This window comes from Pseudomonas sp. MYb541 (genome assembly GCF_037479595.1).
GTDB classification, from domain to species: domain Bacteria; phylum Pseudomonadota; class Gammaproteobacteria; order Pseudomonadales; family Pseudomonadaceae; genus Aquipseudomonas; species Aquipseudomonas canadensis.
On sequence record NZ_JBBGYS010000042.1, the window covers coordinates 25,829 to 52,261 of the forward strand.

26 protein-coding genes, 1 tRNA gene and 1 pseudogene are annotated in these 26,433 nt (G+C 57.8%); 7 read left to right on the forward strand and 21 right to left on the reverse strand.

What is annotated here, in order from left to right; all coding sequences use genetic code 11:
• Positions 1-28: 28 nt before the first annotated feature.
• Positions 29-1,483 (forward strand): annotated as a pseudogene (locus WH299_RS23100) (tyrosine-type recombinase/integrase).
• Positions 1,484-1,553: 70 nt separating this feature from the next.
• Here the strand turns inward: WH299_RS23100 and WH299_RS29740 are convergent.
• From WH299_RS29740 to thrS, 11 genes are all read right to left on the reverse strand, one after another.
• On the reverse strand, positions 1,554-1,667 hold the full coding sequence (locus WH299_RS29740) for a hypothetical protein (protein WP_445262718.1): 114 nt from the start codon (positions 1,665-1,667) through the stop codon (positions 1,554-1,556).
• A 100-nt stretch (positions 1,668-1,767) separates the two neighbouring features.
• A complete protein-coding gene (locus WH299_RS23110; protein ID WP_339551399.1) occupies positions 1,768-5,526 on the reverse strand; it encodes a condensin complex protein MksE in 3,759 nt (1,252 codons plus the stop codon).
• Between the two features lie 582 nt (positions 5,527-6,108).
• Positions 6,109-6,185, reverse strand: a tRNA-Pro gene (locus WH299_RS23115).
• A gap of 90 nt (positions 6,186-6,275) precedes the next feature.
• Positions 6,276-6,632 (reverse strand): MerR family transcriptional regulator, encoded by a 357-nt coding sequence (locus WH299_RS23120; protein ID WP_010209127.1) that lies wholly within the window; start codon positions 6,630-6,632, stop codon positions 6,276-6,278.
• Entirely contained in the window at positions 6,613-6,915 is a 303-nt protein-coding gene (gene ihfA / locus WH299_RS23125; protein ID WP_002553164.1) for an integration host factor subunit alpha, read from the reverse strand. The genes WH299_RS23120 and ihfA overlap by 20 nt, the downstream gene beginning before the upstream one ends.
• 3 nt (positions 6,916-6,918) lie before the next feature.
• The gene (gene pheT / locus WH299_RS23130; RefSeq protein ID WP_339551401.1) at positions 6,919-9,297 is read right to left on the reverse strand and encodes a phenylalanine--tRNA ligase subunit beta; all 2,379 of its coding nucleotides are present in this window, start codon (positions 9,295-9,297) and stop codon (positions 6,919-6,921) included.
• Positions 9,298-9,323: 26 nt separating this feature from the next.
• A complete protein-coding gene (gene pheS, locus WH299_RS23135) occupies positions 9,324-10,340 on the reverse strand; it encodes a phenylalanine--tRNA ligase subunit alpha (RefSeq protein ID WP_010209123.1) in 1,017 nt (338 codons plus the stop codon).
• Between the two features lie 109 nt (positions 10,341-10,449).
• Complete coding sequence (rplT, locus tag WH299_RS23140; protein WP_003174975.1) at positions 10,450-10,806, reverse strand: 50S ribosomal protein L20; 357 nt, start codon at positions 10,804-10,806, stop codon at positions 10,450-10,452.
• Between the two features lie 30 nt (positions 10,807-10,836).
• Positions 10,837-11,031 (reverse strand): 50S ribosomal protein L35, encoded by a 195-nt coding sequence (rpmI, locus tag WH299_RS23145; protein WP_002553160.1) that lies wholly within the window; start codon positions 11,029-11,031, stop codon positions 10,837-10,839.
• Positions 11,032-11,091: 60 nt separating this feature from the next.
• Positions 11,092-11,643, reverse strand: coding sequence for a translation initiation factor IF-3 (gene infC / locus WH299_RS23150; protein ID WP_169850653.1), 552 nt, complete (start codon positions 11,641-11,643; stop codon positions 11,092-11,094).
• Entirely contained in the window at positions 11,643-13,565 is a 1,923-nt protein-coding gene (thrS, locus tag WH299_RS23155) for a threonine--tRNA ligase (RefSeq protein ID WP_122726039.1), read from the reverse strand. The genes infC and thrS overlap by 1 nt, the downstream gene beginning before the upstream one ends.
• 367 nt (positions 13,566-13,932) lie before the next feature.
• Here thrS and WH299_RS23160 point away from each other — a divergent pair, with 367 nt between their 5' ends.
• The gene (locus tag WH299_RS23160; protein ID WP_016978147.1) at positions 13,933-14,247 is read left to right on the forward strand and encodes a hypothetical protein; all 315 of its coding nucleotides are present in this window, start codon (positions 13,933-13,935) and stop codon (positions 14,245-14,247) included.
• A gap of 289 nt (positions 14,248-14,536) precedes the next feature.
• Positions 14,537-14,749 carry a cold-shock protein gene (locus tag WH299_RS23165; protein ID WP_003234260.1) on the forward strand — a complete coding sequence of 71 codons (213 nt, stop codon included), beginning with the start codon at positions 14,537-14,539 and terminating at the stop codon, positions 14,747-14,749.
• A gap of 73 nt (positions 14,750-14,822) precedes the next feature.
• Here WH299_RS23165 and WH299_RS23170 read toward each other — a convergent pair whose 3' ends face one another.
• Positions 14,823-15,143 carry an I78 family peptidase inhibitor gene (locus tag WH299_RS23170; RefSeq protein ID WP_025857833.1) on the reverse strand — a complete coding sequence of 107 codons (321 nt, stop codon included), beginning with the start codon at positions 15,141-15,143 and terminating at the stop codon, positions 14,823-14,825.
• 144 nt (positions 15,144-15,287) lie between these two features.
• The gene (locus WH299_RS23175) at positions 15,288-15,596 is read right to left on the reverse strand and encodes a hypothetical protein (RefSeq protein ID WP_339551403.1); all 309 of its coding nucleotides are present in this window, start codon (positions 15,594-15,596) and stop codon (positions 15,288-15,290) included.
• A 170-nt stretch (positions 15,597-15,766) separates the two neighbouring features.
• Here WH299_RS23175 and WH299_RS23180 point away from each other — a divergent pair, with 170 nt between their 5' ends.
• Positions 15,767-15,979: a hypothetical protein gene (locus WH299_RS23180; protein ID WP_010209115.1), complete on the forward strand. Its 213-nt coding sequence runs from the start codon at positions 15,767-15,769 to the stop codon at positions 15,977-15,979.
• 33 nt (positions 15,980-16,012) lie between these two features.
• Here the strand turns inward: WH299_RS23180 and WH299_RS23185 are convergent, their stop codons facing one another.
• Genes WH299_RS23185 through WH299_RS23215 form a run of 7 tightly spaced genes read right to left on the reverse strand, consistent with a single transcriptional unit; the run spans position 16,013 to position 22,976 of the window.
• Positions 16,013-17,041 (reverse strand): nucleoside hydrolase, encoded by a 1,029-nt coding sequence (locus WH299_RS23185; RefSeq protein WP_068934153.1) that lies wholly within the window; start codon positions 17,039-17,041, stop codon positions 16,013-16,015.
• A gap of 25 nt (positions 17,042-17,066) precedes the next feature.
• On the reverse strand, positions 17,067-17,471 hold the full coding sequence (gene rbsD, locus WH299_RS23190) for a D-ribose pyranase (protein WP_339551406.1): 405 nt from the start codon (positions 17,469-17,471) through the stop codon (positions 17,067-17,069).
• Positions 17,468-18,385, reverse strand: a complete 918-nt coding sequence (gene rbsK / locus WH299_RS23195; RefSeq protein WP_122726035.1) for a ribokinase — start codon at positions 18,383-18,385, stop codon at positions 17,468-17,470. The genes rbsD and rbsK overlap by 4 nt, the downstream gene beginning before the upstream one ends.
• Before the next feature lie 23 nt (positions 18,386-18,408).
• The gene (locus WH299_RS23200) at positions 18,409-19,431 is read right to left on the reverse strand and encodes a LacI family DNA-binding transcriptional regulator (RefSeq protein ID WP_016978154.1); all 1,023 of its coding nucleotides are present in this window, start codon (positions 19,429-19,431) and stop codon (positions 18,409-18,411) included.
• 3 nt (positions 19,432-19,434) lie between these two features.
• Positions 19,435-20,412 (reverse strand): ABC transporter permease, encoded by a 978-nt coding sequence (locus WH299_RS23205; RefSeq protein ID WP_010209107.1) that lies wholly within the window; start codon positions 20,410-20,412, stop codon positions 19,435-19,437.
• Positions 20,409-21,962: a sugar ABC transporter ATP-binding protein gene (locus tag WH299_RS23210; RefSeq protein WP_016978156.1), complete on the reverse strand. Its 1,554-nt coding sequence runs from the start codon at positions 21,960-21,962 to the stop codon at positions 20,409-20,411. The genes WH299_RS23205 and WH299_RS23210 overlap by 4 nt, the downstream gene beginning before the upstream one ends.
• Before the next feature lie 57 nt (positions 21,963-22,019).
• The gene (locus WH299_RS23215; RefSeq protein ID WP_126571667.1) at positions 22,020-22,976 is read right to left on the reverse strand and encodes a sugar ABC transporter substrate-binding protein; all 957 of its coding nucleotides are present in this window, start codon (positions 22,974-22,976) and stop codon (positions 22,020-22,022) included.
• A 554-nt stretch (positions 22,977-23,530) separates the two neighbouring features.
• On the opposite strand from WH299_RS23215, the gene WH299_RS23220 reads away from it, so the two are divergent.
• The 3 genes from WH299_RS23220 (at position 23,531) to WH299_RS23230 (ending at position 25,807) form a co-directional block, all read left to right on the forward strand.
• Positions 23,531-24,619, forward strand: a complete 1,089-nt coding sequence (locus tag WH299_RS23220) for an asparaginase (RefSeq protein ID WP_010209102.1) — start codon at positions 23,531-23,533, stop codon at positions 24,617-24,619.
• Between the two features lie 242 nt (positions 24,620-24,861).
• Complete coding sequence (locus tag WH299_RS23225) at positions 24,862-25,113, forward strand: DUF1654 domain-containing protein (RefSeq protein WP_028617096.1); 252 nt, start codon at positions 24,862-24,864, stop codon at positions 25,111-25,113.
• A 4-nt stretch (positions 25,114-25,117) separates the two neighbouring features.
• On the forward strand, positions 25,118-25,807 hold the full coding sequence (locus WH299_RS23230) for an endonuclease (RefSeq protein ID WP_122726030.1): 690 nt from the start codon (positions 25,118-25,120) through the stop codon (positions 25,805-25,807).
• Positions 25,808-25,838: 31 nt separating this feature from the next.
• On the opposite strand, the gene WH299_RS23235 is transcribed toward WH299_RS23230, so the two are convergent.
• Positions 25,839-26,204: an SPOR domain-containing protein gene (locus WH299_RS23235; RefSeq protein WP_032864195.1), complete on the reverse strand. Its 366-nt coding sequence runs from the start codon at positions 26,202-26,204 to the stop codon at positions 25,839-25,841.
• Positions 26,205-26,433 lie beyond the last annotated feature (229 nt).

Here is a 26,433-nt window from a genome sequence, read left to right on the forward strand (position 1 = left end):
GGGGGTAAAAGTAGGGGGAGCCCATTTTATGGCCAAAATCACCATCAAAGAACTCGAGTCGCTGACCGCTGAAGATGCCGGCCGCATCCTCCGGGATGATGGCAATCTCGCCGGCCGAATCTCCCTGCGTAAGGACGGCGTGTCGGTCAGCTTTTTCTATCGCTATCGCTGGGGCGAGCAGAACAAAGAGTACGCCTGCGGCACCTGGCCGCGCAAATCCCTGACCGACATCCGCAAGGCCCGTAACTAGGCCCGTGCGCTCATTGATGAGCAGATCAATCCCAACGAGCACAAGAAAACCGCCAAGGCACAGGCCTATACCGCGGCTAACGTCGAGGCCGAACAAGTAAAAACGTCGAAGGTGCTAACGCTGACCGTCCAGGATCTGGCCAAGGCCTGGCTGTTGGATGGCGTCGCGCGTAAAGACGGCAATGCCGAGTTGCAACGACGCTTTAACAAGGACCTTTTGCCAGTACTCGGCAGGACAGCAGTGAACAATGTTTCCGAACACGATGTTCGGGCGCTGATCCGAGCAGTGGTCAACCGCGGCGCTCACCGGCAAGCCATCAGCTTCTTCGCCGACCTCACCCAGATGTTCAGCTAGGCGAGAAAGCGCCAACCTTGGCGGGCGTTGCTGGTTGAGGGGAATCCGACGGAACTGGTCGACATCTCCCCCTTGATCCCTGCCGACTACGAAGCGGAAAGAAGCCGCATCCTTTCCCCCGCTGAGCTGTTGGAACTGCACAACCGCTTCCAGCAAATGACTGCCGATTACAACGCCCTCCCCGCGGGCCAAAAATACGACGGCATTCGACCGCTAAAAAAGGAAACGCAGCTCGCGCTGTGGATCAGCCTGGGCACGCTGTGCCGGATTGGCGAGTTGCTACAGGCCGAATGGAAGAATGTCGATCTGGACCAGCAGACCTGGTTCCTCCCCAGCGAAAATGTCAAAGGCACCCGGGGCAAGAAACAGGACCACCATGTCTTCCTCTCGCCCTTCGCCCTGCATTTCTTTCAGGAGCTCAAGACCCTGACGGGGGACTCCCAGTGGTGCTTTCCGAACAAGCAGGATGATGGGCATGTGGACGTAAAGGTGGCGAGTAAACAGGTCGGCGATCGCCAGGCCCGGTTCAAAAACCGCAAGGCCCTCTCACGACGGCGTCACGACGATACCCTGGTCCTGGCCGACGGCCAAAACGGCGACTGGACGCCGCATGACCTGCGCCGCACGGGCGCGACCATGATGCAGGCCTTGGGGGTCAGCCTGGACGTCATCGACCGCTGCCAAAACCATGTACTGGCCGGTTCGCGGGTGAGACGACACTACCTGCATCACGACTATGCCGAAGAGAAGAAACGTGCCTGGAATCTGTTGGGCGATCGTCTCAGTGAAGTCTTGTCCGCAACCTACGAGCACACACCGACCGAGTCGGTGTTGTCGTTTCCTGCATATACCGCGAATAGTTATTTACCGCCGTCTTAAGTTGGCGTCTTTAGTGTTGCGTCGTCATCAGCGATTGACGACCCCGTGAGAAGTGGAACCGTTGTCCAACTCACTGTGCCAGTGTAGAGCGTGCCATCGGCAGCCCGGCTCCACCGAAAATATTCTCTAGCCGGTACAGCGCCAAAAGGTCGGCGAACTTCGCCGCCGTTACGTGAAGCAACAATCCTCCGGTCGGGCTGTTTTTGTCGATGTTCTGCGCAGGGAACTAGTGTTTGTATCAGTGTTTCGCGGCACGCCCAATCCCTCCTGCCACAGCCCAGGCATCAAGTACGTGACCGCTCCCTCCGGTACAGAACGGGCGCTAACCGGATCAACAACTGACTTTTTATGTGCTCAAGCGCTTCGTCATCCAGATTCAAGTTCTTCAAGTGCTCTAGCAGCTCGCTTTGCCCTGGTTGACCGAATGCTAGACGGTAAAGCGATAGGACTTTTTGCATGTTCGGATAGCGGCGTGCTTCTTCGCTGAAGGCAAGTCTCGGAATCAAGCGGCGGATCTTCGCGTCACCTTCGGGATAATGCCAATAGGGCACCAGATCAGTTCCCCAGGTGGGGCTTTCGACAGATGTAAACAACGCCTTCCAGTTTTCGGGCGCGCTGTCGTACTCCGCCACCGCTTGCACCACTCGACGCCGGACCACCAGCGACTGGTAGCGATTGACCCGCCCTTCCCGCTGTTCCAGATCTATCGGGTTATTCGGCAAATTCCAATGCACGACTTCGCTGCAGTACCAATGAAAATCCAGGCCTTCCTGACCAATGGAAGTTGATGCGAGAACGAACGGCCGAAACGGCGAATTGAAGCTTTCACGTATATTGATGATTCGTGTCTGGCCCGCTTCATCCGTGGTTTTCTGAGCGCCCAGTTGCACGGCATAATGACATCTCAGGTGAGTGTCGTCTTTTTCCCTGTCAACCTTCCAGACTTTCACATTCGACGGTGTCGTGCGAAGAACGCTTTCGAGCGTAGTCACCACATCATCCAGCAACTTGTCGGGTGCAAGTAGGTAACAGTACTCCTCAAGCATCGCCTGAATGCCGCCATCGGCGCAGTACCTCACGATGCCTCGCCAAGGATGCAGCGGGTCGAGCCGCCGGGCGATCGCACTGCCCGTGACGCTGTTGAATAGACTGACAAATCCCAGAGCGACCCGACTGGCGGCTCCTATCAGGCAAGGACCGGGATACAGCTGCCGCAGCACGCGGTAGGCGCTCACCGCCGGCGATCCCACAGCCAGCCTGGCAAGGTACTGAGGAAGGTCTTCAGGCATTGCGCCCAGTTCATCCAGTTGGTTGAAACGACGGGATATTTCGCGAACGCGCAACCGCGCTCCGTCGGAGAGATTGCCGACGTCCGACATGGCTTCGAACCATGTGGCGGTCCATCCCTCGTGCGCCTTATCCAGCAGCATCGGGGCAAACAGATACCAGTAGTGGCTGTTCTGAGCGCCCTGATTGCGGACGCGCAATGACGCTAGACTCCTTGTGAAGTGCCGGATGAGTTCGTCAAGGCGGCTCTCCAGTGGGACTGAAGTACGTGCTATCGGAATGTCAGTCAGGCAGCGGGCAGGATAAATCAGCGACCAGTTGGCAACGTCCCCGCTGTCGAGTTTGATCACCGCGCGACGTTGTTGCAGATGACGGTTCTGGTCGTCTTCGCTGACACCGGCACGGCGCTTGTTGAAGTACTCCGATTTGTCCGTGAGATGCTGCTGGACTCGCCGTTCCGCCTCGTAGCTCATCAGCCCGCCCACCATCCTCGGCACCATCGTCCAGGAGGAAAACAGTAACGTCTTGCTGAGTTGCTCGTGACCGGCAAAAAAGCCTCTGAGTCTATAGTGCGGCCAACTAGGCGGTAGCCAAAGCAGCATTTCCGGACCGGCTTTACGCCCGTCTCCAAACAAGTGACTGGCTAACCAGCGAACCTGCGGATTGGGTGCCTCGCGGGCGACATCCAGCGTGAACTTGCGGATCCGCTCGCGCGATAACCAGAGGTTTTTGTTGGCGGTCAACTGCTTGAACAGCGCCGGAGATCGCTCGAAGCGGCGTTGCAGCACTTCTTGCACTTTGTAACCGGTACTGAACGACAGCGGCCAGGCTGCCGACTTGAAAAAACTCATGATCTGACTGGAGACGCGCAGTGAGCTGTCAGCTTCCAGAACGAGCGCCAGCCGGTCCAGCTCGATATAAGTGCGGATATCATCGGCGCGCAATTGTGGCAAGTCTTGCGGGGGTATCCCGTCGACCAGGCTGTCCACATCCCGAGCGATCTGGCTTCGCTCCGTGCGGCAAATCAGTGGGCGAAGCAATCGCTCCACTTCTCGGCGAGGCGCATCGTCCAGCGCTTCGCCATCGATGCAGTCGCGTCGCAGACACAGCAGCGCAGCCTGCAGTTTCTTGCGTGCAGGTTCGTAAGCATCGAGTGGCGACAGATTCAAAAACGCGAGGATCTGCTTGAGTTTCTCCAGATGGCCGTCATCGTTCTCATCGTCATCCACGGTGCTCATGGCTTTGAACGGAGTGGCCGAGAGCATCAAGACATTGCTCTCGCGCTCGCGACTGAATATCTCCCGCGCGATCAGGGACTGTTCGTTTTCCTGCAGATCGAGCAGGCTTTCGAAGCGCTGAAACTCGTCGAGAATGAACAGATCCGCCCGGAGATGCGTAGCGCAGCATCGGGCGAACGTCACGCGCAAATCGCGCATCAGCTCGCGTTTGACGCCACGGTGACGTTCCGCACGCAGACAGGCAGTGCTGCGCAGTCGTTCCAGCAATGAGGGCGTCGCGTCGTTCGACACGAAAGTGATCGCTGCGTGAAAGCTGGCAACGATCTCCTTCACCAGTCCTTGCTGTTCTATCTGATCCCGCTCCGCCTGCCAGCTGTCAGCACATTGCACTCGGTCCTGGAACAGCGCCGTCAAACTGTGGCGAAAACCTCGAAGCTGCGGGTGCTGAAGCAACGCCGCAAGGATAATGCCCCTCTCCTGCCGGTTTCCTGTTCCCTGGGTCAGCGAAAACGATGTGGCTGGCGTCAGGGTGCAAATTTCCAGCAATGCACCGTGCTGCTCGGGCTGGCACACCGCGACTTGTGCGAGGCGTGCGTAAGACGGCTGTCGAATCCAGCCGCTGCCTGCTGGAAACACGGCAAGCTTGGCCAGGTTCTCAGCGGCCAGACTCAAGTTGGAACAGATATAGGTGACACGCAGCGGTTCGCGTCGATGCCAGTCGCGCAGCATCGACACGATCAGTCCTTTCGCTACGACGGTCTTTCCTAACCCGACTTCGTCGGCAACCAGCACCCGACGGCTGTGCTGCGGGTCTTTGAACTGTTCGGCAATACGCTCGACTGTCGCACGCTGGAAATCCTTGAGCCTGCTCCAAGTCATCTGCAGGGCTAGATCGACGTTGTCGCGATCCGATACAAATCGAGTCATGCTTTCTTCTTCCATGCAAGCTGCTGGTACTGCGCCCATAACTGCACCTGGTTCAGCATTACTGTACTTAAACACGTCGTCAAAGAACGCTAATCCAGCATGAGTCAGTACCAGATTGCCTTTTGCATTCCTGTAGGCGATCCCACGCTGCTCGAGATTTTTCCTAACTGCAGATGCAAGAGCCTCCCCTTTCATGTTGCTGGCAGACATGACATCTTGTTTGTCTTCTCCCTTCCCGATCTCCTCCATGATCCCATCAGACACACCAGCTTCCCCGTCGCGCAGAATATCAAGCTGGTACCCCTGTTCATGCAGTCCGCGAGCAAGGATCAGCAGCAGAACCTGTATTTTCCTGACCACCTCGCTGTACTCCTCATCGCGCTCGACTGAACGGATGTAGATAAAGCCATTCCGCATCACCAACTCAAACCCGATGTTCAAGTACAAGGGCTTGTAGCTCTGATCGTAGTTATTGAGCATCTCTTCGAAGAGCGGGTTGGGTTTTATTTCACCATTCTCGTAGGTGTCTTTGTTGATCACCTTCCCCGACATCAACTCTTTGTAGATGGCTTGGCTAAGCTGTTGTCTCACTGCCCTGCTCCTCGATCCTCAATTTGTAATAGGTCAACTTCTGCCTGTCGTCCTCAATCACCCCTAACTGGAATCGAGGGGTTAGCACAATGTCCTCTCGGTGCTTTAGCCAAGACACGCCTTCCACTAGGTCAGCAATTTCGTAGTCGCTGATCTGCTGGGCCAGATGTGCGTGAAGCGATGCATGGGCGTCAGGCCCGACCTGAACAGGCCACTCATCTATCAGCCTTCCAATTAGTTTTCGGCGCACGTCTGAAGCACGCCTGGCTTTGAGCACGTCCTCTCCAACCGGCTCAACAGACGTTGTTGTTACCCGGGTAGCCCTATCAGTCCAAGGAAGGGTCTTGTTGGCGATTTCAGAGCACCGATTAACTGATCAAGAACGGACAGCTCTGCGTAAACGTGCGTTCGGCCTGAAGGTCTGACTGGACGCATTGACGTGCTGCTTGTGCCTTCCGGGACAAACTCTGGCGTTTGTATCAGCTGAGGATTCCACCCAGAGCCAGTTGTTTTGTAGGGGTAAAAACGAAGAGAAATAAAAAAGGGCCGCGAGATAAAATCTCGCGACCCCTTTGAATTATATGGTCGGGACGGAGTGATTCGAACACTCGACCCCTAGCACCCCATGCTAGTGCGCTACCGGACTGCGCTACGCCCCGACTAGGCGTGTTACTGGGTTTGCTTCTTGACGAAGCGATCCGGAATATACCGCAAGCTTTTGAAATGTGGAAGTATTTTAAAAGCTTGAATCACTTCTTCAGCACCACCAGCACATCTTCAAGTTCTGCGATCATCTGGCGGATCATTTGTTTGTATTGGGTGGTGTCGTCTTTGGCTTCATCACCGGACATACGCTGGCGCGCGCCGCTGATGGTGAACCCCTGGTCGTACAGCAACGCGCGGATCTGTCGGATCATCAGCACATCCTGGCGCTGATAATACCGACGGTTCCCGGTGCGTTTGACGGGGTTGAGTTGAGGAAACTCCTGCTCCCAATAGCGCAGCACGTGCGGTTTTACCGCACAGAGCTCGCTGACTTCACCAATGGTGAAGTAGCGTTTGCCTGGGATGACGGGTAGCTCGTCGTTATGACTTGGTTCCAGCATAAGCCTCAACTCGGGCCTTCAACTTCTGCCCTGGACGAAAGGTGACCACACGGCGAGCCGTGATCGGGATTTCTTCTCCCGTTTTTGGATTGCGGCCAGGCCGTTGGCGTTTGTCCCGCAGGTCAAAATTGCCGAAACCGGACAATTTGACCTGTTCGTTGTCTTCCAGAGCGTGTCTGATCTCTTCAAAAAACAGCTCGACCAATTCCTTGGCCTCGCGCTTGTTCAGACCCAACTCTTCGTACAGACGTTCCGCCATCTCAGCTTTCGTCAAAGCCCCCATACGTCACTTCCTTAACGTGGCGTTCAACCTTTGTTCGAGCGAGGTGAGGATATTTTGTGTCGTGGTATTCACCTCATCGTCATTAAGAGTGCGCGATGGATGCTGCCAGGTCAAGCCAACTGCAAGGCTTTTTCTATGCGGATCAATACCTTTACCCTGATAGACGTCAAATAGCCTGAGGTCTGTCAGCCATTCCCCTGCATTTTCACGGATTACATCCAGAACGGCAGTGGCGGCCACTTCACGGTCGGCAATCAAGGCCAGGTCACGGCGCACTTCAGGGAAGCGCGACAGCTCGCTGAATTTAGGCATTTTGCCCGAAGCCACTTCAGCCAAAACCAGTTCAAATACGAAGACCGGACGGTCGAGACCGAGGGTTTTCGACAGTTCAGGGTGAATGGCGCCGACGAAGCCCACCAGGCGGCCTTCACGCTCGATGCGCGCAGTCTGGCCCGGGTGCAACGCTGGATGGCTGCCCGGCAGGAAGGTGAATGCATCCAGCGCACCGGCAAAACCCAGCACCGCTTCCACGTCAGCCTTGACGTCGAAGAAGTCCACGGCATCGCGGCCCTGCGCCCAGCCTTCCGGCAGACGGCTACCGCAGACCACGCCAGCCAACATCGGTTCTTGTTTCAGGCCGTCCAACTGTCCTACGAAACGCAGGCCACTTTCGAACATGCGCACCCGATCTTGCTGACGGTTCAGGTTATGGGAAAGGGCTTTCACCAAGCCTGGCCACAGCGACGAACGCATGGCTGCCATGTCGTTGGAGATCGGGTTGGCCAGCAACAGTGGCTCGACGCCTGGGTTGAACAGCTCGAACTGCTTAGGATCGATGAAGCTGTAGGTCACCGCTTCCTGATAACCACGGGCAACCAGCAGGCGACGCAGCTCAGGCAGGTGCGCACGCGCCTCGGCCTTTGGTTGTGGCGCCAGGCGCGCTTGCGGATAACGGACCGGCAGGCGGTTGTAGCCGTAGAGGCGGGCCAGCTCTTCGATGAGGTCGACCTCCAGGCTGATATCGAAGCGATGGCTTGGTACTTCAACGTGCCACTGCCCTTCCCCACTCGAGGAAATAGCCAGACCGAGGGCCGACAACAGTTGCTCGATTTCAGCGGGCTCGATGACTAGGCCAAGCATCTGCTCGACACTCTTGGCGCGCAGAGTGATCGGTGCAACGGACGGCAGGAACTGTTCGTTGACGGTTTCGGTGATCGGGCCGGCTTCGCCACCGGTGATTTCCAGCAGCAGGCCAGTGGCGCGCTCCATGGCTTCACGGGCGAGGTTCCAGTCCACGCCACGCTCGTAGCGGTGCGAAGCATCGGTGTGCAGGCCGTAGGAACGGGCCTTGCCGGCGATGGCGATCTGGTCGAAGAACGCACTCTCAAGGAACACGTCACGGGTAGTAGCGGACACACCGCTGTGCTCGCCACCCATCACGCCGGCAATCGCCAGGGCGCGGGAGTGGTCGGCGATGACCAGGGTGTCGTCACGCAGGCTGACTTCCTGACCGTCGAGCAGTACCAGCTTCTCGCCTTCTTCGGCCATACGTACACGAATGCCGCCGTTGATTTCGGCGAGGTCGAACGCGTGCAGCGGTTGACCCAGCTCCAGCATCACGTAGTTGGTGATGTCAACGGCAGCGTCGATGCTGCGCACGTCGGCGCGACGCAGACGCTCAACCATCCACAGCGGGGTTGGCTTGGACAGGTCGACGTTGCGGATCACACGACCCAGATAACGCGGGCAGGCGTTTGGCGCCAACACGTCGATCGGGCGCACTTCGTCGTGTACCGCAGGCACGGCAGCAACCACAGGACGGGTGACCGGAGCGTTGTACAACGCGCCGACTTCACGAGCCAAACCAGCCAACGACAGGCAGTCGCCACGGTTCGGGGTGAGATCGACCTCGATGCTGGCATCTTCCAGTTCCAGGTAAACGCGGATGTCCTGGCCCACAGGCGCGTCGGCCGGCAGCTCCATCAAGCCATCGTTGCCCTCACCGACTTGCAGCTCGGCCTGGGAGCACAGCATGCCGTTGGACTCAACGCCACGCAGCTTGGCCTTCTTGATCTTGAAGTCGCCCGGCAACTCGGCACCGATCATGGCAAACGGGATCTTCAGGCCCGGGCGCACGTTTGGCGCTCCGCACACGACCTGGAAGGTTTCCGCGCCATTGCTGACCTGGCACACACGCAATTTGTCGGCATCGGGGTGTTGTTCGGTGCTTAGCACCTCGCCCACGACCACACCGCTGAAAACACCGGCGGCCGGCGTAACGCTATCGACCTCAAGACCGGCCATCGACAGACGCGCAACCAACGCGTCGCGATCTACCTGCGGGCTTACCCAGCCACGCAGCCATTGTTCACTGAATTTCATCCTGCTCTCCTAAAGATTCGTTACGACTAGCGAAATTGCGCGAGGAACCGCAAGTCGTTGTCGAAGAACAGACGCAAGTCGTTCACGCCGTAACGCAGCATGGCCAGACGTTCAACGCCCATGCCGAAGGCAAAGCCCGAGAACTCTTCCGGATCGATGCCGGACATACGCAGCACGTTAGGGTGAACCATGCCGCAGCCCATCACTTCCAGCCAGCCGGTCTGCTTGCAGACGCGACAGCCTTTGCCGCTGCACATCACGCATTCCATGTCGACTTCAGCGGATGGCTCGGTGAACGGGAAGAACGATGGGCGGAACCGCACCGCCAACTCCTTCTCGAAGAATACCCGCAGGAATTCTTCGATGGTGCCTTTGAGGTCGGCGAAGTTGATGTCGCGATCAACCAGCAGGCCTTCGACCTGGTGGAACATCGGCGAGTGGGTGATATCGGAGTCGCTACGGTACACACGGCCTGGGCAGACAATGCGGATCGGCGGCTTGTTCGCTTCCATGGTGCGGACCTGTACCGGAGAGGTATGGGTGCGCAACAGCATGTTCGCGTTGAAATAGAAGGTGTCGTGCATCGACCGGGCCGGGTGATGGCCTGGGATGTTGAGCGCCTCGAAGTTGTGATAATCGTCTTCGACCTCGGGGCCTTCGGCAATGCCGTAGCCAATGTGGGTGAAGAACTGCTCGATACGTTCCAGAGTCCGGGTGATCGGGTGCAGACCGCCCGAGGCCTGGCCGCGACCAGGCAAGGTTACATCAATGGACTCGGCGGCGAGTTTGGCCGCGAGATCGGCCTCCTCCATGGTCGCCTTGCGCGCATTGAGTACCTCTGTGACACGCTCCTTGGCGACGTTGATCAGCGCACCGACTTGCGGACGCTCTTCAGCCGGCAAATTCCCCAGGGTCTTCATCACCTGAGTCAATTCACCTTTCTTGCCAAGGTAGTGAACCCGGATTTGCTCCAGGGCATTTACATCTTCAGCGCTTTGCACAGCCTCAAGGGCTTGGGCGACGAGCGCGTCCAGGTTTTCCATGTACAGACTCCAGATACAAAATAGGGGAAGAGCTTGAAGGCTCTTCCCCTATTTAAGACGTTTACCACCTTGGGCTACAGACGTAACCCAGGGTGATTGTCGGGGGTACTTAAGCCAGAGTGGCTTTAGCTTTCTCGACAATCGCAGCAAACACCGCTTTTTCGTTCACTGCCAGTTCGGCCAGAACCTTACGGTCGATCTCGATGGAAGCTTTTTTCAGGCCAGCGATGAAACGGCTGTAGGACAGACCGTTAACACGTGCACCAGCGTTGATACGAGCGATCCACAGAGCGCGGAACTGACGTTTTTTCTGACGACGGTCGCGGTAGGCGTATTGGCCTGCCTTGATTACCGCTTGCTTGGCAACACGGAATACGCGTGAACGCGCGCCGTAGTAGCCTTTAGCAAGTTTCAGAATTTTTTTGTGACGTTTACGGGCAATGACGCCACGCTTTACACGAGCCATGAGTTACTTCCTCTATTCTTGATCCAAAAATTAACGAAGGCGCAGCATGCGCTCGACTTTTGCCACGTCAGACGGATGCAGCAAGCTGCTACCGCGCAGTTGACGCTTACGCTTGGTCGACATTTTGGTCAGGATGTGGCTCTTGAAAGCGTGCTTGTGCTTGATACCGTTAGCAGTTTTCAGAAACCGCTTAGCAGCACCACTTTTAGTCTTCATCTTTGGCATGTTCGGATACTCCGCATTCAGTTGATAAACATAATCAGAAGGCCTGCCGTGCCCTGTTGATTACTTCTTCTTTTTCGGGGCGATGACCATGATCAGCTGGCGTCCTTCCATCTTAGGATGCTGTTCAACGGAACCGTACTCCAACAGGTCAGCTTCAACCCGCTTGAGGAGTTCCATGCCCAGCTCCTGGTGGGCCATCTCACGGCCGCGGAATCGCAAGGATACCTTGGCCCTGTCCCCATCACTCAGGAAACGTACCAGGTTGCGCAGTTTTACCTGGTAATCCCCTTCCTCCGTCCCTGGACGAAACTTGATTTCTTTTACTTGAATCTGCTTCTGGTTCTTCTTCGCCGCAGCAATCTGCTTCTTCTTTTCGAAGATCGACTTGCCGTAGTCCATCACCCGGCAAACAGGCGGGACTGCGTCGGCGGAGATTTCCACCAGGTCCAATTTGGACTCTTCAGCGATACGAAGCGCTTCATCAATCGAGACGATGCCAATCTGCTCGCCGTCAGCGCCAATTAACCGAACCTCGCGTGCCGAGATATTCTCGTTGATCGGGGCTTTCGGTGCAGCTCGTTTATCTTGTCTCATTTCACGCTTAATAATAATTACTCCGAATCTGGGCGACCACGCCGGGAAACCGCTTGCGCGAGGAACTCAGCGAACTGGGCGACGGGCATCGAGCCCAGGTCAGCACCTTCACGAGTACGCACAGCGACAGTCTGCATCTCGACTTCCCGATCTCCGATAACCAAAAGATAGGGAACCTTGAGCAAAGTATGCTCGCGGATTTTAAAGCCGATCTTTTCATTTCTCAAGTCGGACTTGGCACGAAACCCGCTTTCGTTGAGAGTTTTTTCAACTTCGGCGGCAAAATCTGCCTGTTTGTCAGTGATATTCATGATCACTGCCTGGGTCGGAGCCAGCCACGCAGGGAATGCACCCTCGTAGTGCTCGATCAGGATCCCGACGAACCGTTCGAACGAACCGAGGATCGCCCGGTGCAGCATAACCGGGTGTTTACGGCTGTTGTCTTCGGACACGTATTCGGCGCCCAGACGGATCGGCAGGTTAAAATCGAGCTGCAGGGTACCACACTGCCAGACGCGGCCAAGGCAATCTTTCAGCGAGAACTCGATCTTCGGACCGTAGAACGCGCCTTCGCCCGGCTGCAGATCATACGCAAGGCCCGCGCTGTCGAGCGCAGCGGCCAGTGCAGCTTCGGCGCGATCCCACAGTTCATCGGAACCAACGCGTTTTTCCGGACGAGTGGACAGCTTCATCTCGACTTCGGTAAAGCCGAAATCGCGATAAACGTCCATGGTCAGCTTGATAAACGCGGCAGATTCGGCCTGCATCTGCTCTTCGGTGCAGAAGATGTGGGCGTCGTCCTGGGTGAAACCACGCACGCGCATGATGCCGTGCAGTGCACCCGATGGCTCGTTACGGTGGCAGGCACCGAACTCGGCCAGGCGCATCGGCAACTCGCGGTAGCTTTTCAGGCCTTGGTTGAACACCTGCACGTGGCACGGGCAGTTCATTGGCTTGATAGCGTAGTCGCGGTTTTCCGACTGAGTCGTGAACATGTTGTCGGCGTAGTTGGCCCAGTGCCCGGATTTTTCCCAGAGGCTACGGTCAACAACCTGGGGCGTCTTGATCTCCAGATAGCCGTTGTCGCGCTGTACTTTGCGCATGTACTGCTCAAGCACCTGGTACAGGGTCCAGCCGTTCGGGTGCCAGAACACCATGCCCGGCGCTTCTTCCTGGAGGTGGAACAGGTTCAGGCGCTTGCCGATCTTGCGGTGGTCGCGTTTCTCGGCTTCTTCGATGCGCTGGATGTAGGCCGCCAGCTGCTTCTTGTCAGCCCAGGCGGTGCCGTAGATCCGCTGCAGTTGCTCGTTCTTCGCGTCGCCACGCCAGTAGGCGCCGGACAGCTTGGTCAGCTTGAACGACTTGAGGAAACGTGTGTTCGGCACGTGTGGGCCACGGCACATGTCGACGTATTCTTCGTGGTAGTACAGGCCCATGGCCTGCTCTTCCGGCATGTCTTCCACCAGGCGCAGCTTGTAGTCCTCGCCACGGGCGGTGAACACGTCGATCACTTCGGCGCGCGGCGTGACCTTCTTGATCACGTCGTAATCTTTTTCGATCAGCTGGTGCATGCGCTGTTCGATCGCAGCCAGGTCGTCCGGAGTAAAAGGACGCTCATAGGCGATGTCGTAATAGAAGCCTTCGTCGATGACCGGGCCGATCACCATTTTCGCGGTTGGATACAGTTGCTTGACCGCGTGGCCAATCAAGTGCGCGCAAGAGTGGCGAATGATCTCCAGCCCCTCTTGATCCTTGGGCGTGATGATTTGCAGGCTGGCATCGCCGGTGATCAAGTCGCTGGCATCGACGAGCTTGCCGTCGACCTTGCCGGCCACGGTGGCCTTGGCCAGGCCAGCACCAATGGATGCGGCGACCTCGGCTACGGAAACCGAATGATCGAATGAACGTTGACTGCCGTCGGGAAGAGTAATAGTTGGCATGGCGCCTCCTCTCCTAGTGGTGACCCCTACCAAAGGTCACGTGGGTTGGGATGAGCCAGTACAAGATCCAACACCAGGCCGTTCAATGATGAACGCCTGCCTTACAGCGGCAGGAGCCTTTCGGCCAACCGATAATCGAACCAGAGTGACTGGAGTGAGCTAAAAAGAACCTGGCAAGGCGGCAATTGGCACGCCTGGAAATAGCCAAGCGCAAGATGCTAGCACAGATGAACGGTCATCGCGGCGCTGCTATCTTGCGTAAATACAAATTCCACCCTTTATAGCTGCAAAAGTGAACTTGGGCTGTACGCGAGCCCTCAAACCCTCCGAGAATCGCCGTTCGTCCTCGACCCAAAGGAGCATCCTCATCATGCGTTTTACCTCTACCCTCGCTCTCGCCGCTTCCCTGACCCTCCTTTCCCTCGGCGCACAGGCGGCAGCCCCGTCGAACTGGCCAGCCGGTGCCCGCGACAGCTTCGTCAGCGACTGCAGCGCCGCCGCCAGCCAGAACGTAGACGTCAAAACCGCCAAAGCCCATTGCGAATGTGGCGCTGACAAGATCAACGCCGAACTGAGCACTGCCGAAATCAAAGAACTGATGACCAATCAGAACGCTAGCCCGGAGCTTAAAAACAAAGCTGTCGCGGCTATCTCGTCCTGCAAAGTCGTGAAGAAAAAGTAAGATTTGCGACTGATCACACAGCTGTTTTGCCGGAAAAATGGCCCGAAAACTGCCATTTCTCACAAATTACACAGGTTTTACGGCTTTTTTTACCAGCTGATATTTCGAGCTTAAGCCCCGTAAATCGCGGCTTTCAGCCGATCAGGGCACTAAACGCAACGCTATTGATTAGCAAACAATGCCTTGGGGGGGCTCCCAAGCCGAACATTTCGACTATGATAGCCCGGTGTGCCCAGTTGGCCTGAGCAGCACAGCACTACTGAAAATATATGTTTCTTGGAGATACACCATGTCTAATCGCCAAACCGGCACCGTTAAATGGTTCAACGATGAAAAAGGCTTCGGCTTCATCACTCCTCAAGGTGGCGGTGACGACCTGTTCGTACACTTCAAAGCTATCGAAAGCGACGGTTTCAAAAGCCTGAAAGAAGGCCAAACCGTTTCCTTCGTGGCTGAGAAAGGCCAAAAGGGTATGCAAGCTGCACAGGTTCGCGGCGAGTAATTCTCCGCTGAGCTAAAAAAACCCCGTCCATGTGACGGGGTTTTTTATGGGCGCTGCAAAAGCCTGGAGCGACTTATCCGCAATTGACCCGTGTGATCACCAGATTGTCGTCGGTGTTCAGGTTCAAGCGATCGGAGCGGTACTCCAGGGTGATCATGTCGTTCGGCTTGAGGATGCGCGCATTCTGCGCACCGGCACGGGTACGCGCCTGCTCCAGCAACTGGGGCGAAGCTTTCTGGCCGATGGTGAATTCGGCGGCCTTCGACTCACAGCGGCTATGACCGGCATCGGCCACGGCGGCGTCTTTGGCTGGCTCAGAGGCACCCGGGGTGCTGCAACCCGCCAACGCGAGTGCTGCCAACAAAGTACCGAATGATGCGAGCTTCCAAGGCATGAAGCCTCCTATGATAAAAAATGGACAGAGATCGTGCGACAGCGATTGTGCGGATTGGTTTCAAGACGTAAACCGCCGCTGGGCAAGTCTGCCTGACTCTCGACAGGCATTCGCCCGGTCAATCGTGACCAGATATGAACGAAATCAGTAGATATCGATGTAATCAAATTCCGGCGTCGGCCAATTCTGCTTCAACGCATTGAGAATCTGGGTCACCCAGACTTCATCACTGGCAGCCACATTGCCGACGTATCCTGAGCCTTTTGCCCAGGTCTCCAGGCGAAACAGCAGCCCGTCGATGTCTACACCGCCTACAACCTTCCCGGAGGAGATGTAGGCGATTCCGGCTTTGGTCACCCGTAACTGGGTATGTACGTCGTCGTTGGCACTGGCGAGCAGTTGGCGCACATTCGCCGATGTCAGGTTCTCGGGGTTGTTCAAATCGATCTGCACGTGGTGTCCCCGGCAATTAAACAGGCAGACAGTGTCGCACAGCGCTGCCGTCATTCCGAATCGCCTCATGCCTAAGTATCAGTGCCAAACGCGATACAAAATGGTTAACTGGCCCGGTAAGCACCGCGTTCCAGCGCACTACCCAGTACTTTCAGCCCCGCGAGACAGTCATGACCACCGTAACGCTCCAAGCCGACATCAAAGCCAAGTGGCCCCAAGGGCAAAGCTCATACAGCCCCGGCAGCCCAGAGGAATTGGCAATCATCGGTATCGACCTGCTGGTCAAGGAACTGGGCACGCAGGCGGCGCAAGCGTTCATCGGCCAGATATTCGAGAAATACCCGGCCGATCACATGGGGGCACACGACCCCGAGCGCGAATAAGAACCGGCCGGCGAGCGCCGACCGGTAGAACCATTACTTCAGACGCGCCAGGCGCTCGGTCAGCAGATCGAAAAAGCCCTGGGCGTCGCCGTTCTCAACCCAGAACACATTCTTTTCCTGCTTCAGGCCGTCGTACCAATCGACGATGGTCTGGCCAAAGGTCGGCCCCTCACGGCTATCCACCACCATATTGGCCTGACGACCACTGAACAGCGAAGGCTTGAGCAGGTAAGCAATGACGGTAGCGTCATGCACCGGGCCACCTGGAATACCGTAGTGCTCCATGTCGCCCTTGACGTATTCGTTAAGAATATCGCCCACCACCTTGCTCGCGTTGTTCTTGATGTCGGCGATCTTTTTCAGGCGTGCTTCGCTGGTCAGCACCTTGTGGGTCACGTCCAACGGCAGGTAGGTCAGCTTGACGCCGCTCTTGAGCACAATCTCGGCCGCCACCGGGTCGGCGAACAGGTTGAATTCCGCCACCGGAGTGATATTGCCGCCATTGAAGTGCGCGCCACCCATCACCACCACTTCCTTGATGCCTTGGGTGATTTCCGGCGCCTGGGTCAGTGCCAGCGCCAGGTTGGTCTGCGGGCCGAGCATGGCGATGGTGATGCTGTGCGGCTTGGCGGTGCTCAGGGTCTTGATCAGGTAGTCAACGGCATTGCCGTCCGCCAGGCCCTTCTTGGGTTCATGCACGGTGACACCGGAAATACCCTCCTTGCCATGGATGTTCTCGGCGTAGATCGGCTTGCGCAGCAGCGGCGCTGGCGCACCGGCGTACACCGGGATTTCCTCGCGCCCTGCCCACTCGCGGGCCAGGCGCGCGTTGCGAGAGGTCTTGTCCAGGCGCACGTTGCCGGCGACGGTGGTCAGCGCACGGATATTCAGCTCATCCGGGGAGGCCATGGCGAACAGCAAGGCCACTACATCATCAGCACCGGGGTCGGTATCGATGATCAGATCGATCTTTTCCGCCGCCTGGGCGCTTGCAGCAGTGAGTGCGGACAAAAGCAAAACACTCCGGAACAGGTTTTTCAGGGTTGGGAGACCACGTTGCATAAAACACTCCTTGTCGTTGGGAACGCTAGAACGTTACGCCGGATACCAGCGCGATATTGCAGTAAGGCTGACATTCGCCAGTGCGCACCACGGCGCGCGCCTTGCGGCTGAGCTGCTTGAATTCTTCATGGCTGACCAGGCGTCGTTCACCGAGGGCAGCCTGTTCTGTGAGCGTGTTGAGTTCAGCCAGCGCCAGCGGTTGTTTGAGCAGGATTTCTTCGGCCAACACATGGCACTCCACCTGCATTTCACTGAGCACGATACGCAAGGTGCTGATGAAATCCGGAATGCCCTGGGTCAACGCCAGGTCAATCAGCTCGACGCCAGGTGGCACCGGCAGGCCGGCATCACCGATCACCAGGATGTCGCCGTGCCCAAGTGAGGCGATCACACGCGACAGGGCAATATTGAGCAGAGGTGTCTTTTTCATGAGGGCACAAAACCTTGTACGTCGTGCAGCGTTGGAATAGAGGGTTGTGCGCCGGCACGGGTGACCGACAACGCCGCCGCGACCTGGCCAAAACGGATGGCCTCTGCCTCGCTCTTGCCGTTGGCCAGTGCCGCCGCAAAGCCGCCGACGAAGGTGTCGCCCGCGGCCGTGGTGTCGACCGCCTTGACCTTTGGCGCTTGCAGATGCTCAAAGCGCTGGCCGTCGGTAAACAGCGCGCCCTGAGACCCCAGGGTGATGATCACTTTACCGGCTCCGGCCTGGATCAGTTGGGTCGCCGCCACCTTGGCGCTGTCAATCGAGTCGACCGTCACGCCGCTCAATGCGGCGGCTTCGCTTTCATTGGGAATGAGGTAGTCGATCGACGCGTACCACTCAGCCGGCAATGGGCCGCTGGCCGGGGCTGGGTTGAGGATCACCGTCTTGCCCAGCTCACGGCCGCGCTTGAGGGTGTAGCCCACCGTATTCATCGGCACTTCCAGCTGGCAGACGATCACGTCAGCCGCCTGCAGTACCGCGTCGAACGCCTGCAACGAGGCCGGCGTCAGTTCGCCGTTGCTGCCCGCCACGATCACAATCGCGTTCTGGCTGCTGTCATCCACCACGATCAAGGCCACGCCACTGGAGCCATCCACGGTACTGACGGCCTGGCAATCAATCCCCTCAACCAGCAATGCGTCACGCAATTGAGTGCCGTAGGCATCGGTGCCGACGCAGCCGATCATCGACACATCGGCGCCCAGTCGCGCCGAAGCGACGGCCTGGTTCGCGCCCTTTCCGCCAGGCACGGTGGAAAATGTCTGCCCGATGAGTGTTTCACCGGCACGCGGCAGCCGGCTGGCGCGGGTCACCAGGTCCATGTTCAAGCTGCCTACTACCACTACTTTTGCTGGCATACATCAGTACTCATCAATTCGGTTCAGCGGTATTGAGCGAATGTTCCGGCGACGGGCGCCGTCGACTCACGCAATACGATGCTCGGCGTCACGATGCGTTGATCGATCGGCATGTGGGGTGTCGCAATTCTTCGCAGTAACAACTCGGCCGCCGTCTCGCCCAGTTGCACGATCGACTGCCCGACCGTCGTCAACGCCGGGTAGACGTAACGGCCCATTTGAATATCATCAAAACCGATCACTGACAGCTCGCCCGGCACGCGGATATTGCGCTCGGCTGCTGCGCGCAACACGCCGAAACCGATCATGTCGTTACTGGCAAAAATCGCGCTGGGCGGATTGTGCGCCAACAACTGCACGGCGGCGGCATAACCGCCCGTGCTGGTGAAGTCGCTCTCCTGGGTGCGATTGGCTGCCACGTCGACTCCCGCCTCTCGCAGCGCGCGGTGATACCCCGCCAGACGCATCTGCGCGACACGGGTATGGGCCGGACCGCCGATGCAGGCGATATCTCGGTGGCCCAGTTCGAGCAAGTGTCGGGTCGCCAGGTAGGCGCCCTCCTCGTGGTCGATACGCACCAGGTCCACGTCAATGCCATCCAGCGCCCGGTCGACGATCACCATGGGCGTACGCACCGCGCTCAAGCCGGCGGCAAGACCGCTGTCGTCGCCGCCCACCGAGGTCACGATCAAGCCGTCGATGCGTTTTTCCAGTAACACGCGCAAATAGTTGCGCTGCTTTTCAGCGTTGTCGTCGGAGTTGCACAGGATCACGCAGTAGCCGTTACGCTCGCAGTAATCCTCAATGCCCCGGGCCAACTCCGCGAAATACGGGTTGAGGCTGTTGGGCACCAGCAAACCGATGGTGGCCGTGGTCTTGGCCTTGAGTGAACGCGCTACGGCACTGGGCACGTAGTCGAGCTGCTTGATCGCCGCTTCGACCTTGATACGTACCGGCTCGCTGACCGGGCGCGTCTTGTTCACCACATGGGACACCGTGGTGTAGGAGATACCCGCAAGCGCTGCCACATCCTTGATCGTTGCCATGGTTCAGCCCCGCCGACTGGCGCGCTGGCTGCGGTAGGTATCGAGGACCACGGCAATCACGATCACGGCGCCGGTAATGATGCGCTTCGTGGGCTCCGTGGCACCGATCTGCGCCAGGCCGGCGGCCAATACCGAAATAATCAACACACCAAAAAAGGTACTGATCACTGAGCCGCGCCCGCCCATCAGGCTGGTACCGCCGATCACCACCGCCGCAATCACTTGCAGCTCAAGGCCGGAGCCGGCATTCGGGTCCGCCGCTTCCAGGCGCGAGATCTGGAACAGCGCGGCCACACCGGCCAGCAGGCCCATGAGGCTGAACACCAGGATCTTGTAGGGCTTGGGATTGATCCCCGCCAGACGCACGGCCTCTTCGTTGGTGCCGATACCGATCAGGTAACGACCAAACACGGTACGCGTCAGTACAAGCTGCGCAGCGATGATCACCAGCAAGGCGATGATGAATGACGGCGAGATACCAAAGGCAATCGGGTTGGACAGCCAGGCAAACGAATCACCGATGTAAGCGGTACGCGAGCCGGTCATTTGGTACGCCACGCCACGGGCCATTTCCAGCACACCGAGGGACACGATGAACGACGGAATGCGCCAGGCCACGGTGATCGAGCCGGTAATGGTGCCCGCCAATGCCGCACAGCCCATGCCCAGCACGGCAGCCGGCAACACGCTCCAACCCCAGCCGAGAATCGCCACGCTGACGGCCGACGCCGCCAGGGCCAGTACAGAACCTACCGACAGGTCGATGCCGCCGATGATCAGGATGAAGGTCATGCCCACCGCCAGCACCATCAGGTCTGGAATCTGGTTGGCCAGGGTGCTGAAGGTGTCATAGGACAGGAAGTGGTCGCTCAGTACCGAGAACAGCGCAATCATCGCCAGCAAGGCGCCCGCCAGGCCCAGGTAAGTACCCAGGCCATAGAAATTGCCGCCAGTCTTGCCGGGGGAAGTTGTGGTTTTCATGGGGTATCCCTAAGCACTGCGTCATTGAGCAGCGCATCACGTTTCTGATAGCCGGCGAAAGCGGCGGCGAGCAATTCGTCCTGGGTCCAGCTGTCGCGCTCGAAGGTCTCGATCAAGCGCCCGGCGGACAACACACCGATGCGGTCGCAGATCAGCATGAGTTCGCGCAGGTCACTGGACACCACCACCAGCGCTTTGCCCTGGCGGGTCAACTCGCCCAGCAAGGCATAAATATCGAACTTGGCACCGACGTCGATACCACGGGTCGGCTCATCGAACAGCATTACCGAGCAATCACGCTCCAGCCAGCGGCCAATCACCACTTTCTGCTGGTTACCACCGGACAGCTCGGAGACCAACTGCGCCGGACTGGAACTGCGGATGCGCATGGCATCGATCTGACGCTTGGCCAGCGCGGTTTCATTGCGACTGTTGACGACGCCACCGCCGGAAATTTCCGGCATGTTGCCCAGGGCAATGTTGGCGCTGATGGATTGAGTCAGCAGCAGGCCTTCGCCTTTGCGGTCCTCGGTGATCAGGGCAATGCCATGACCCACCGCGTCCACTGGCGAGCGGATGCTCACCACTTGGGCCGGCGAGCCGAGCGCCACGGTGCCGCTGTCGGCCAGGTCGGCGCCGAAGATCAGGCGCAACAGTTCAGTACGACCGGCACCGATCAGGCCGGAGATGCCGTAAATCTCGCCCGCACGCACTTCGAAGGACACGTCGCGGACTTTGTCCGAGCGGGTCAGGCCTTTCACCGTCAGGGCCGGGCCACCAATGGTGCGCGGGCCCAGGTCGATGTGCTCGCCCAGCTCGCGACCGACCATCAAAGTGACCAGCTGTTCGCTGTTGTAGTTGGCCATCGGCTCGACACAGACCAGCTTGCCGTCGCGCAATACCGCAATGCGTTGGGCCACACGGGCCAGCTCTTCCAGCCGGTGTGAAATGTAGATGATCGCCACGCCCCGGGCCTGCAGGCGGGTGATTTGTTCAAACAGCATCTCGACTTCACGGGCAGTGAGCATCGCCGTGGGTTCGTCGAGGATCAGTACGTGGCAGTCGCCAATCAGGTTACGGGCGATCTCGACCATCTGCTGATGGCCAATACCCAGGCTGCCGACCAGTGTGTCCGGGTCGATAGCATCCAGGCCGACTTGGGCCATGGCCTCGATCGCAGCCTTGCGCAGTTGTTTGCGGCTGATCCAACCACAGTGGCTGGGCAGGTTATCCAGGAACAGGTTTTCGGCGACGGTCAGTGTCGGCAGCAGGTTGAGTTCCTGCATGACCATGCGCACGCCCAGTTCTTCGGCCTGGGTGCGACTGCCGGGGCGATAGTCCTGTCCATTGAACTGCATGTGCCCGGTGGTCGGCGTGACCAGCCCGCCGATGATCTTCGACAAGGTGCTTTTGCCTGCGCCGTTCTCACCGGTCAACGCCAGCACTTCCCCGCGATTGAGCGTCAGGGTGATGTCGGACAGAACCGGCTGGGCATAGGTCTTGCCGATACCGCTGACCGAGAGGACAGCGTTCGGGGCGGAAGATGACATAGGAAAATCTCCAGGCGCCCGCTCAGGGCGAGCGGGCGCTGTTGGGTACTGCCAGGATTACTTCTTGAGGACGAGCTCGACCGGGGTTTCGATCACGCCATCTTTGGAATCGACTTTCTCACCCTTGACCAGCTTGAGCGCGTTCTGGATACCGAACACGGCTTGCTGGGCAGCGGCCTGGTCAGCGGTGGCGAGTACGCGACCGTCTTGCAACATCGGCTTGATGGCTTCGATGTTGTCGTAGCCCACGACCAGCACTTTGCCGGCCTTGCCTGCCGCACGTACGGCGGAGACAGCGCCCAACGCCATGTTGTCGTTACCGGCCAGCAGGGCCTTGAGGTCCGGGTACTCACTCAGCATGGCGGACGCGACTTTCTGGCCCTGGTCGATTTCCCAGTTGCCGGATTGGGTGGAGACGATCTTCATGCCGGCAGCGTCCATCGCATCCTTGTAGCCTGCAGTACGCTGCTGGGCGTTGGTGGTCGTCGGCACGCCTTCGATGATGCCGACCTTGTCACCCGAGGCCAGTTGCTTGGCCAGGTAGTCGCCCACCAGCTTGGAGCCTTTGCGGTTGTCCGGGCCTACGAACGGAATATCGAGTTTTTTGCTTTTGAGCACATCCGGGTCCAGGCGGTTGTCGATGTTGACGACCTTGATACCGGCATCCGAAGCCTTCTTCAGCACGGTGACCAGCGCCTTGGAGTCAGCCGGCGCGATGACGATGGCATTGACCTTGGCGAGGATCATCTGGTTGACGATATCGATCTGCGCACTGGTGTCGGTTTCGTTCTTGATCCCGTTGGTGATCATGTCGAAATCGGCGGCGTGTTCTTTCTGATACGTCTTGGCACCGTCTTGCATGGTGACAAAGAATTCATTGGCGAGGGATTTCATGACCAGGCCGACCTTGGGTTTGGCGGCGTCACCGGCAAATGCAGAGGAGAGAGGCAAGGCAGCGGATGCGGCAGCAAGCACAGCGACAGCAAGAAGACGTCCAGCGAATGGCAGCTTCATGGGTTCACTCCGATCTTATGATTATTGTGAGCAACGCTTGCACCGAAGATCGCTTCGGCAGCCTTCCCACCCGGGTGGCTGATACGAGCTGTCACGATACTCCAGGAGTAATCCGTGAAACATCCCGCAAACGTTTGCGTTGTTCAAACTATGAGAACCTTGTCGAGATTTGTCAACGGTTGAAAACTGCCTTTCATCCACGCCCTCCCTTACGCCTGACCCTTGGGTGCAGTTAAACATTGCACGCTTCCGGTCGTTCTCTAAAACGACAGGCTACGCGACATCATTCATGCAAACTCAAAAGCCAAGCGGTCAACATTTTCGGACAACCGAACGCAATACAGTCCGATGTTCGGAAAGCCGGACACCTACTTCATCCCAGCCACCAGAAAAATAGTAAAAACCGTTATAGATCAAATACTTATTTTATAACCACAAACACAATCAGCCTGGTACAGATCCTGCTCTACTCCATCGCCTCGTGGCATTCAGAACCGCCCGGGTGTTCTAGATGAACCTGCTACAGCACTCATCAAAAACCAGAGAGAAAAATAATGAAATCTGCACTGAAAAACTTTGTTCCGGGCGCTTTAGCCCTCCTGCTGCTGTTCCCCGTTGCCGCCCAGGCAAAGGAAGTTGAATCCAAGACCAAACTGTCCAATGTGGTGATCCTTGCCACCGGCGGCACCATTGCCGGCGCCGGCGCCAGCGCGGCCAACAGTGCCACCTACCAGGCGGCCAAGGTCGGCATCGAGCAATTGATCGCCGGTGTTCCTGAGCTTAGCCAGATCGCCAATGTACGCGGCGAACAAGTTATGCAAATTGCGTCCGAAAGCATCAACAATGAAAACCTGCTGCAACTGGGGCGTCGCGTCGCCGAACTGGCTGACAGCAAGGACGTGGACGGCATCGTGATCACCCACGGTACCGACACCCTGGAAGAAACCGCCTACTTCCTGAACCTGGTGGAAAAAACCGACAAGCCAATCGTGGTGGTCGGTTCCATGCGCCCAGGCACCGCCATGTCGGCAGACGGCATGCTCAACCTGTACAACGCCGTGGCCGTGGCCGGTAGCAAAGATGCACGCGGCAAGGGCGTGCTGGTCACCATGAACGACGAGATCCAGTCGGGTCGCGACGTCAGCAAGATGATCAATATCAAGACCGAAGCATTCAAGAGCCCATGGGGCCCGCTGGGCATGGTGGTTGAAGGCAAATCCTACTGGTTCCGCTTGCCAGCCAAGCGCCACACCATGGACTCTGAATTCGATATCAAAAACATCAAGAGCCTGCCCGATGTCGAGATTGCCTATGGCTATGGCAACGTGAGCGATACCGCTTACAAGGCTCTGGCTCAAGCTGGCGCCAAAGCGATCATCCACGCTGGCACCGGCAATGGCTCAGTGTCCTCCAAGGTCGTGCCTGCTCTGGTAGAACTGCGCAAGCAAGGTGTGCAGATCATTCGTTCTTCCCATGTGAATGCCGGCGGCATGGTGCTGCGTAACGCCGAACAGCCTGACGACAAATACGATTGGGTCGCGGCCCTCGACCTCAACCCACAGAAAGCCCGCATCCTGGCGATGGTCGCCCTGACCAAGACCCAGGACAGCAAAGAGTTGCAACGGATGTTCTGGGAATACTGATTCCTGCCGTCCTCTGTAGGAGCGAGCTTGCTCGCGAAGGTCGTTAACACTGACGCTGTCTGTCTGGATTAACCCATCGCCCTCAAGCTTCTCGCAAGCAAGCTTGCTCCTACAAACCCCTTCTACCGCCCTACACGAAATTGCCTGAATTGCTGTCAGACGGACTTCTTGAAGTTTAAGTAGTTGCGAAATCACCTACAGTTAAATACTGTATGTGCGTACAGCTTATTAAGGAATACTCCGTGGCAAAGTCCTCTCCCGCAGTGCCAACCCCACCCGGTGCCTACGAACGCCTGGCCATTCGTGTGCAAAAGATCATCAATTCGACCAACGCGCAGAAAGCCAAGGCGGCCTTGATCTTCCGTTTGCCGGACGAACCTGAAGATGAGTGGGCGCGTTTGCTGGAGGAAATCGCGGAAAACGACAACGTCACCCTCGCTTATCGCGACGACGGCGGTGTGCAGATTTTCTGGGTTGTGCCGAAGGAAGATTGATTCAATGAGTGTCCGTTTTATCGCTGTGTGCTGCCTTTTTTTTGCCATCACCGCCCACGCCCAGGCGCCCCGTACCTTCAGCGAAGCCAAGAAGGTCGCCTGGAAACTCTACGCCCCCCAATCCACCGAGTTCTATTGCGGCTGCAAGTACACTGGCAACCGGGTGGATTTGAAAGCCTGCGGCTACATCCCACGCAAAAACGCCAACCGCGCCGCACGCATTGAGTGGGAGCATATCGTTCCGGCTTGGCAAATCGGGCATCAGCGCCAGTGCTGGCAGGACGGCGGGCGCAAAAACTGCACGCGACACGACGACGTGTTCAAGCGCGCCGAGGCCGACCTGCACAACCTGGTACCGAGCATCGGCGAGGTCAATGGAGACCGTAACAACTTCAGTTTTGGTTGGCTGCCAGTGCAAAGCGGGCAGTACGGCTCATGCCTGACCCAGGTGGACTTCAAAGCCAAGAAGGTGATGCCACGCCCATCCATCCGGGGAATGATCGCCCGCACGTATTTCTACATGAGCAAGCAGTACGGCTTGCGCCTGTCAAAACAGGATCGCCAGTTGTACGAAGCCTGGAACAAGACCTACCCAGTGCAAGCCTGGGAACGCCAGCGCAACCAGACCGTGGCGTGTGTGATGGGGCGCGGCAATGAGTTTGTCGGCCCGGTGAACCTTAAAGCTTGCGGTTGAATGTGTGCGGGGCTTGCGCCCCGCCAGGCTATTACTGGGCGGCCTTGTGCTCAATGATCTCTGACACCGTGTCAGTTTTCTTGGCGCGGGCCATCTTCTCGTTAAGCAGCGTCTGCTTGGCCTCAGCCTCCGCCTTGGATGCGAACGGCCCCAGCAGGACTTCATCCTTGCCGTCCATCTTCACGATATAAAAATTGAAACCATGTTCCAGCAACCAGGCCGTGAGGTCGGTGATTGCCTGCAGCTTGTGGTCGGGCGGGCCTACCCGAATATCCCATTCCTGAGCGGCAATTGCGCCGGTTTGAGGCTGGCTTTCAGTCACGGCAGGCTTGGCCTTGGGCGCATCGACGCTTTTGCCTTCACCGCAACCGGCCAATGCCAACACCGCAATTGCCATCGCTACTTTACGCACTGCCCTGCTCCTTCAAAGATAAAGAGGCGACTTTATCATTCACTGTCTATTCTGGCCGTCATAAACGTTGGCTTAAACAATGCGAATCATGTACCGCAGACCTGTATGATGCCGCCATGGGAATTAATGTCGCCTCTATGCGTCCTAAAAGAGGCAGTCACAGGGAAGCGCTTAGCAGTAAGCTACACACATCCGACACCTGCCCTGTCTGAAA

What these genes read in the sequence shown, in the direction of transcription:
- WH299_RS23120 (WP_010209127.1), bottom strand. Translation starts at nt 6,632, where the DNA reads ATGCTGGAACCAAGTCATAACGACGAGCTACCCGTCATCCCAGGCAAA.
- ihfA (WP_002553164.1), bottom strand. Translation starts at nt 6,915, where the DNA reads ATGGGGGCTTTGACGAAAGCTGAGATGGCGGAACGTCTGTACGAAGAG.
- pheT (WP_339551401.1), bottom strand. Translation starts at nt 9,297, where the DNA reads ATGAAATTCAGTGAACAATGGCTGCGTGGCTGGGTAAGCCCGCAGGTA.
- pheS (WP_010209123.1), bottom strand. Translation starts at nt 10,340, where the DNA reads ATGGAAAACCTGGACGCGCTCGTCGCCCAAGCCCTTGAGGCTGTGCAA.
- rplT (WP_003174975.1), bottom strand. Translation starts at nt 10,806, where the DNA reads ATGGCTCGTGTAAAGCGTGGCGTCATTGCCCGTAAACGTCACAAAAAA.
- rpmI (WP_002553160.1), bottom strand. Translation starts at nt 11,031, where the DNA reads ATGCCAAAGATGAAGACTAAAAGTGGTGCTGCTAAGCGGTTTCTGAAA.
- thrS (WP_122726039.1), bottom strand. Translation starts at nt 13,565, where the DNA reads ATGCCAACTATTACTCTTCCCGACGGCAGTCAACGTTCATTCGATCAT.
- WH299_RS23165 (WP_003234260.1), top strand. Translation starts at nt 14,537, where the DNA reads ATGTCTAATCGCCAAACCGGCACCGTTAAATGGTTCAACGATGAAAAA.
- WH299_RS23170 (WP_025857833.1), bottom strand. Translation starts at nt 15,143, where the DNA reads ATGCCTTGGAAGCTCGCATCATTCGGTACTTTGTTGGCAGCACTCGCG.
- WH299_RS23180 (WP_010209115.1), top strand. Translation starts at nt 15,767, where the DNA reads ATGACCACCGTAACGCTCCAAGCCGACATCAAAGCCAAGTGGCCCCAA.
- WH299_RS23185 (WP_068934153.1), bottom strand. Translation starts at nt 17,041, where the DNA reads ATGCAACGTGGTCTCCCAACCCTGAAAAACCTGTTCCGGAGTGTTTTG.
- rbsD (WP_339551406.1), bottom strand. Translation starts at nt 17,471, where the DNA reads ATGAAAAAGACACCTCTGCTCAATATTGCCCTGTCGCGTGTGATCGCC.
- rbsK (WP_122726035.1), bottom strand. Translation starts at nt 18,385, where the DNA reads ATGCCAGCAAAAGTAGTGGTAGTAGGCAGCTTGAACATGGACCTGGTG.
- WH299_RS23200 (WP_016978154.1), bottom strand. Translation starts at nt 19,431, where the DNA reads ATGGCAACGATCAAGGATGTGGCAGCGCTTGCGGGTATCTCCTACACC.
- WH299_RS23205 (WP_010209107.1), bottom strand. Translation starts at nt 20,412, where the DNA reads ATGAAAACCACAACTTCCCCCGGCAAGACTGGCGGCAATTTCTATGGC.
- WH299_RS23210 (WP_016978156.1), bottom strand. Translation starts at nt 21,962, where the DNA reads ATGTCATCTTCCGCCCCGAACGCTGTCCTCTCGGTCAGCGGTATCGGC.
- WH299_RS23215 (WP_126571667.1), bottom strand. Translation starts at nt 22,976, where the DNA reads ATGAAGCTGCCATTCGCTGGACGTCTTCTTGCTGTCGCTGTGCTTGCT.
- WH299_RS23220 (WP_010209102.1), top strand. Translation starts at nt 23,531, where the DNA reads ATGAAATCTGCACTGAAAAACTTTGTTCCGGGCGCTTTAGCCCTCCTG.
- WH299_RS23230 (WP_122726030.1), top strand. Translation starts at nt 25,118, where the DNA reads ATGAGTGTCCGTTTTATCGCTGTGTGCTGCCTTTTTTTTGCCATCACC.
- WH299_RS23235 (WP_032864195.1), bottom strand. Translation starts at nt 26,204, where the DNA reads ATGGCAATTGCGGTGTTGGCATTGGCCGGTTGCGGTGAAGGCAAAAGC.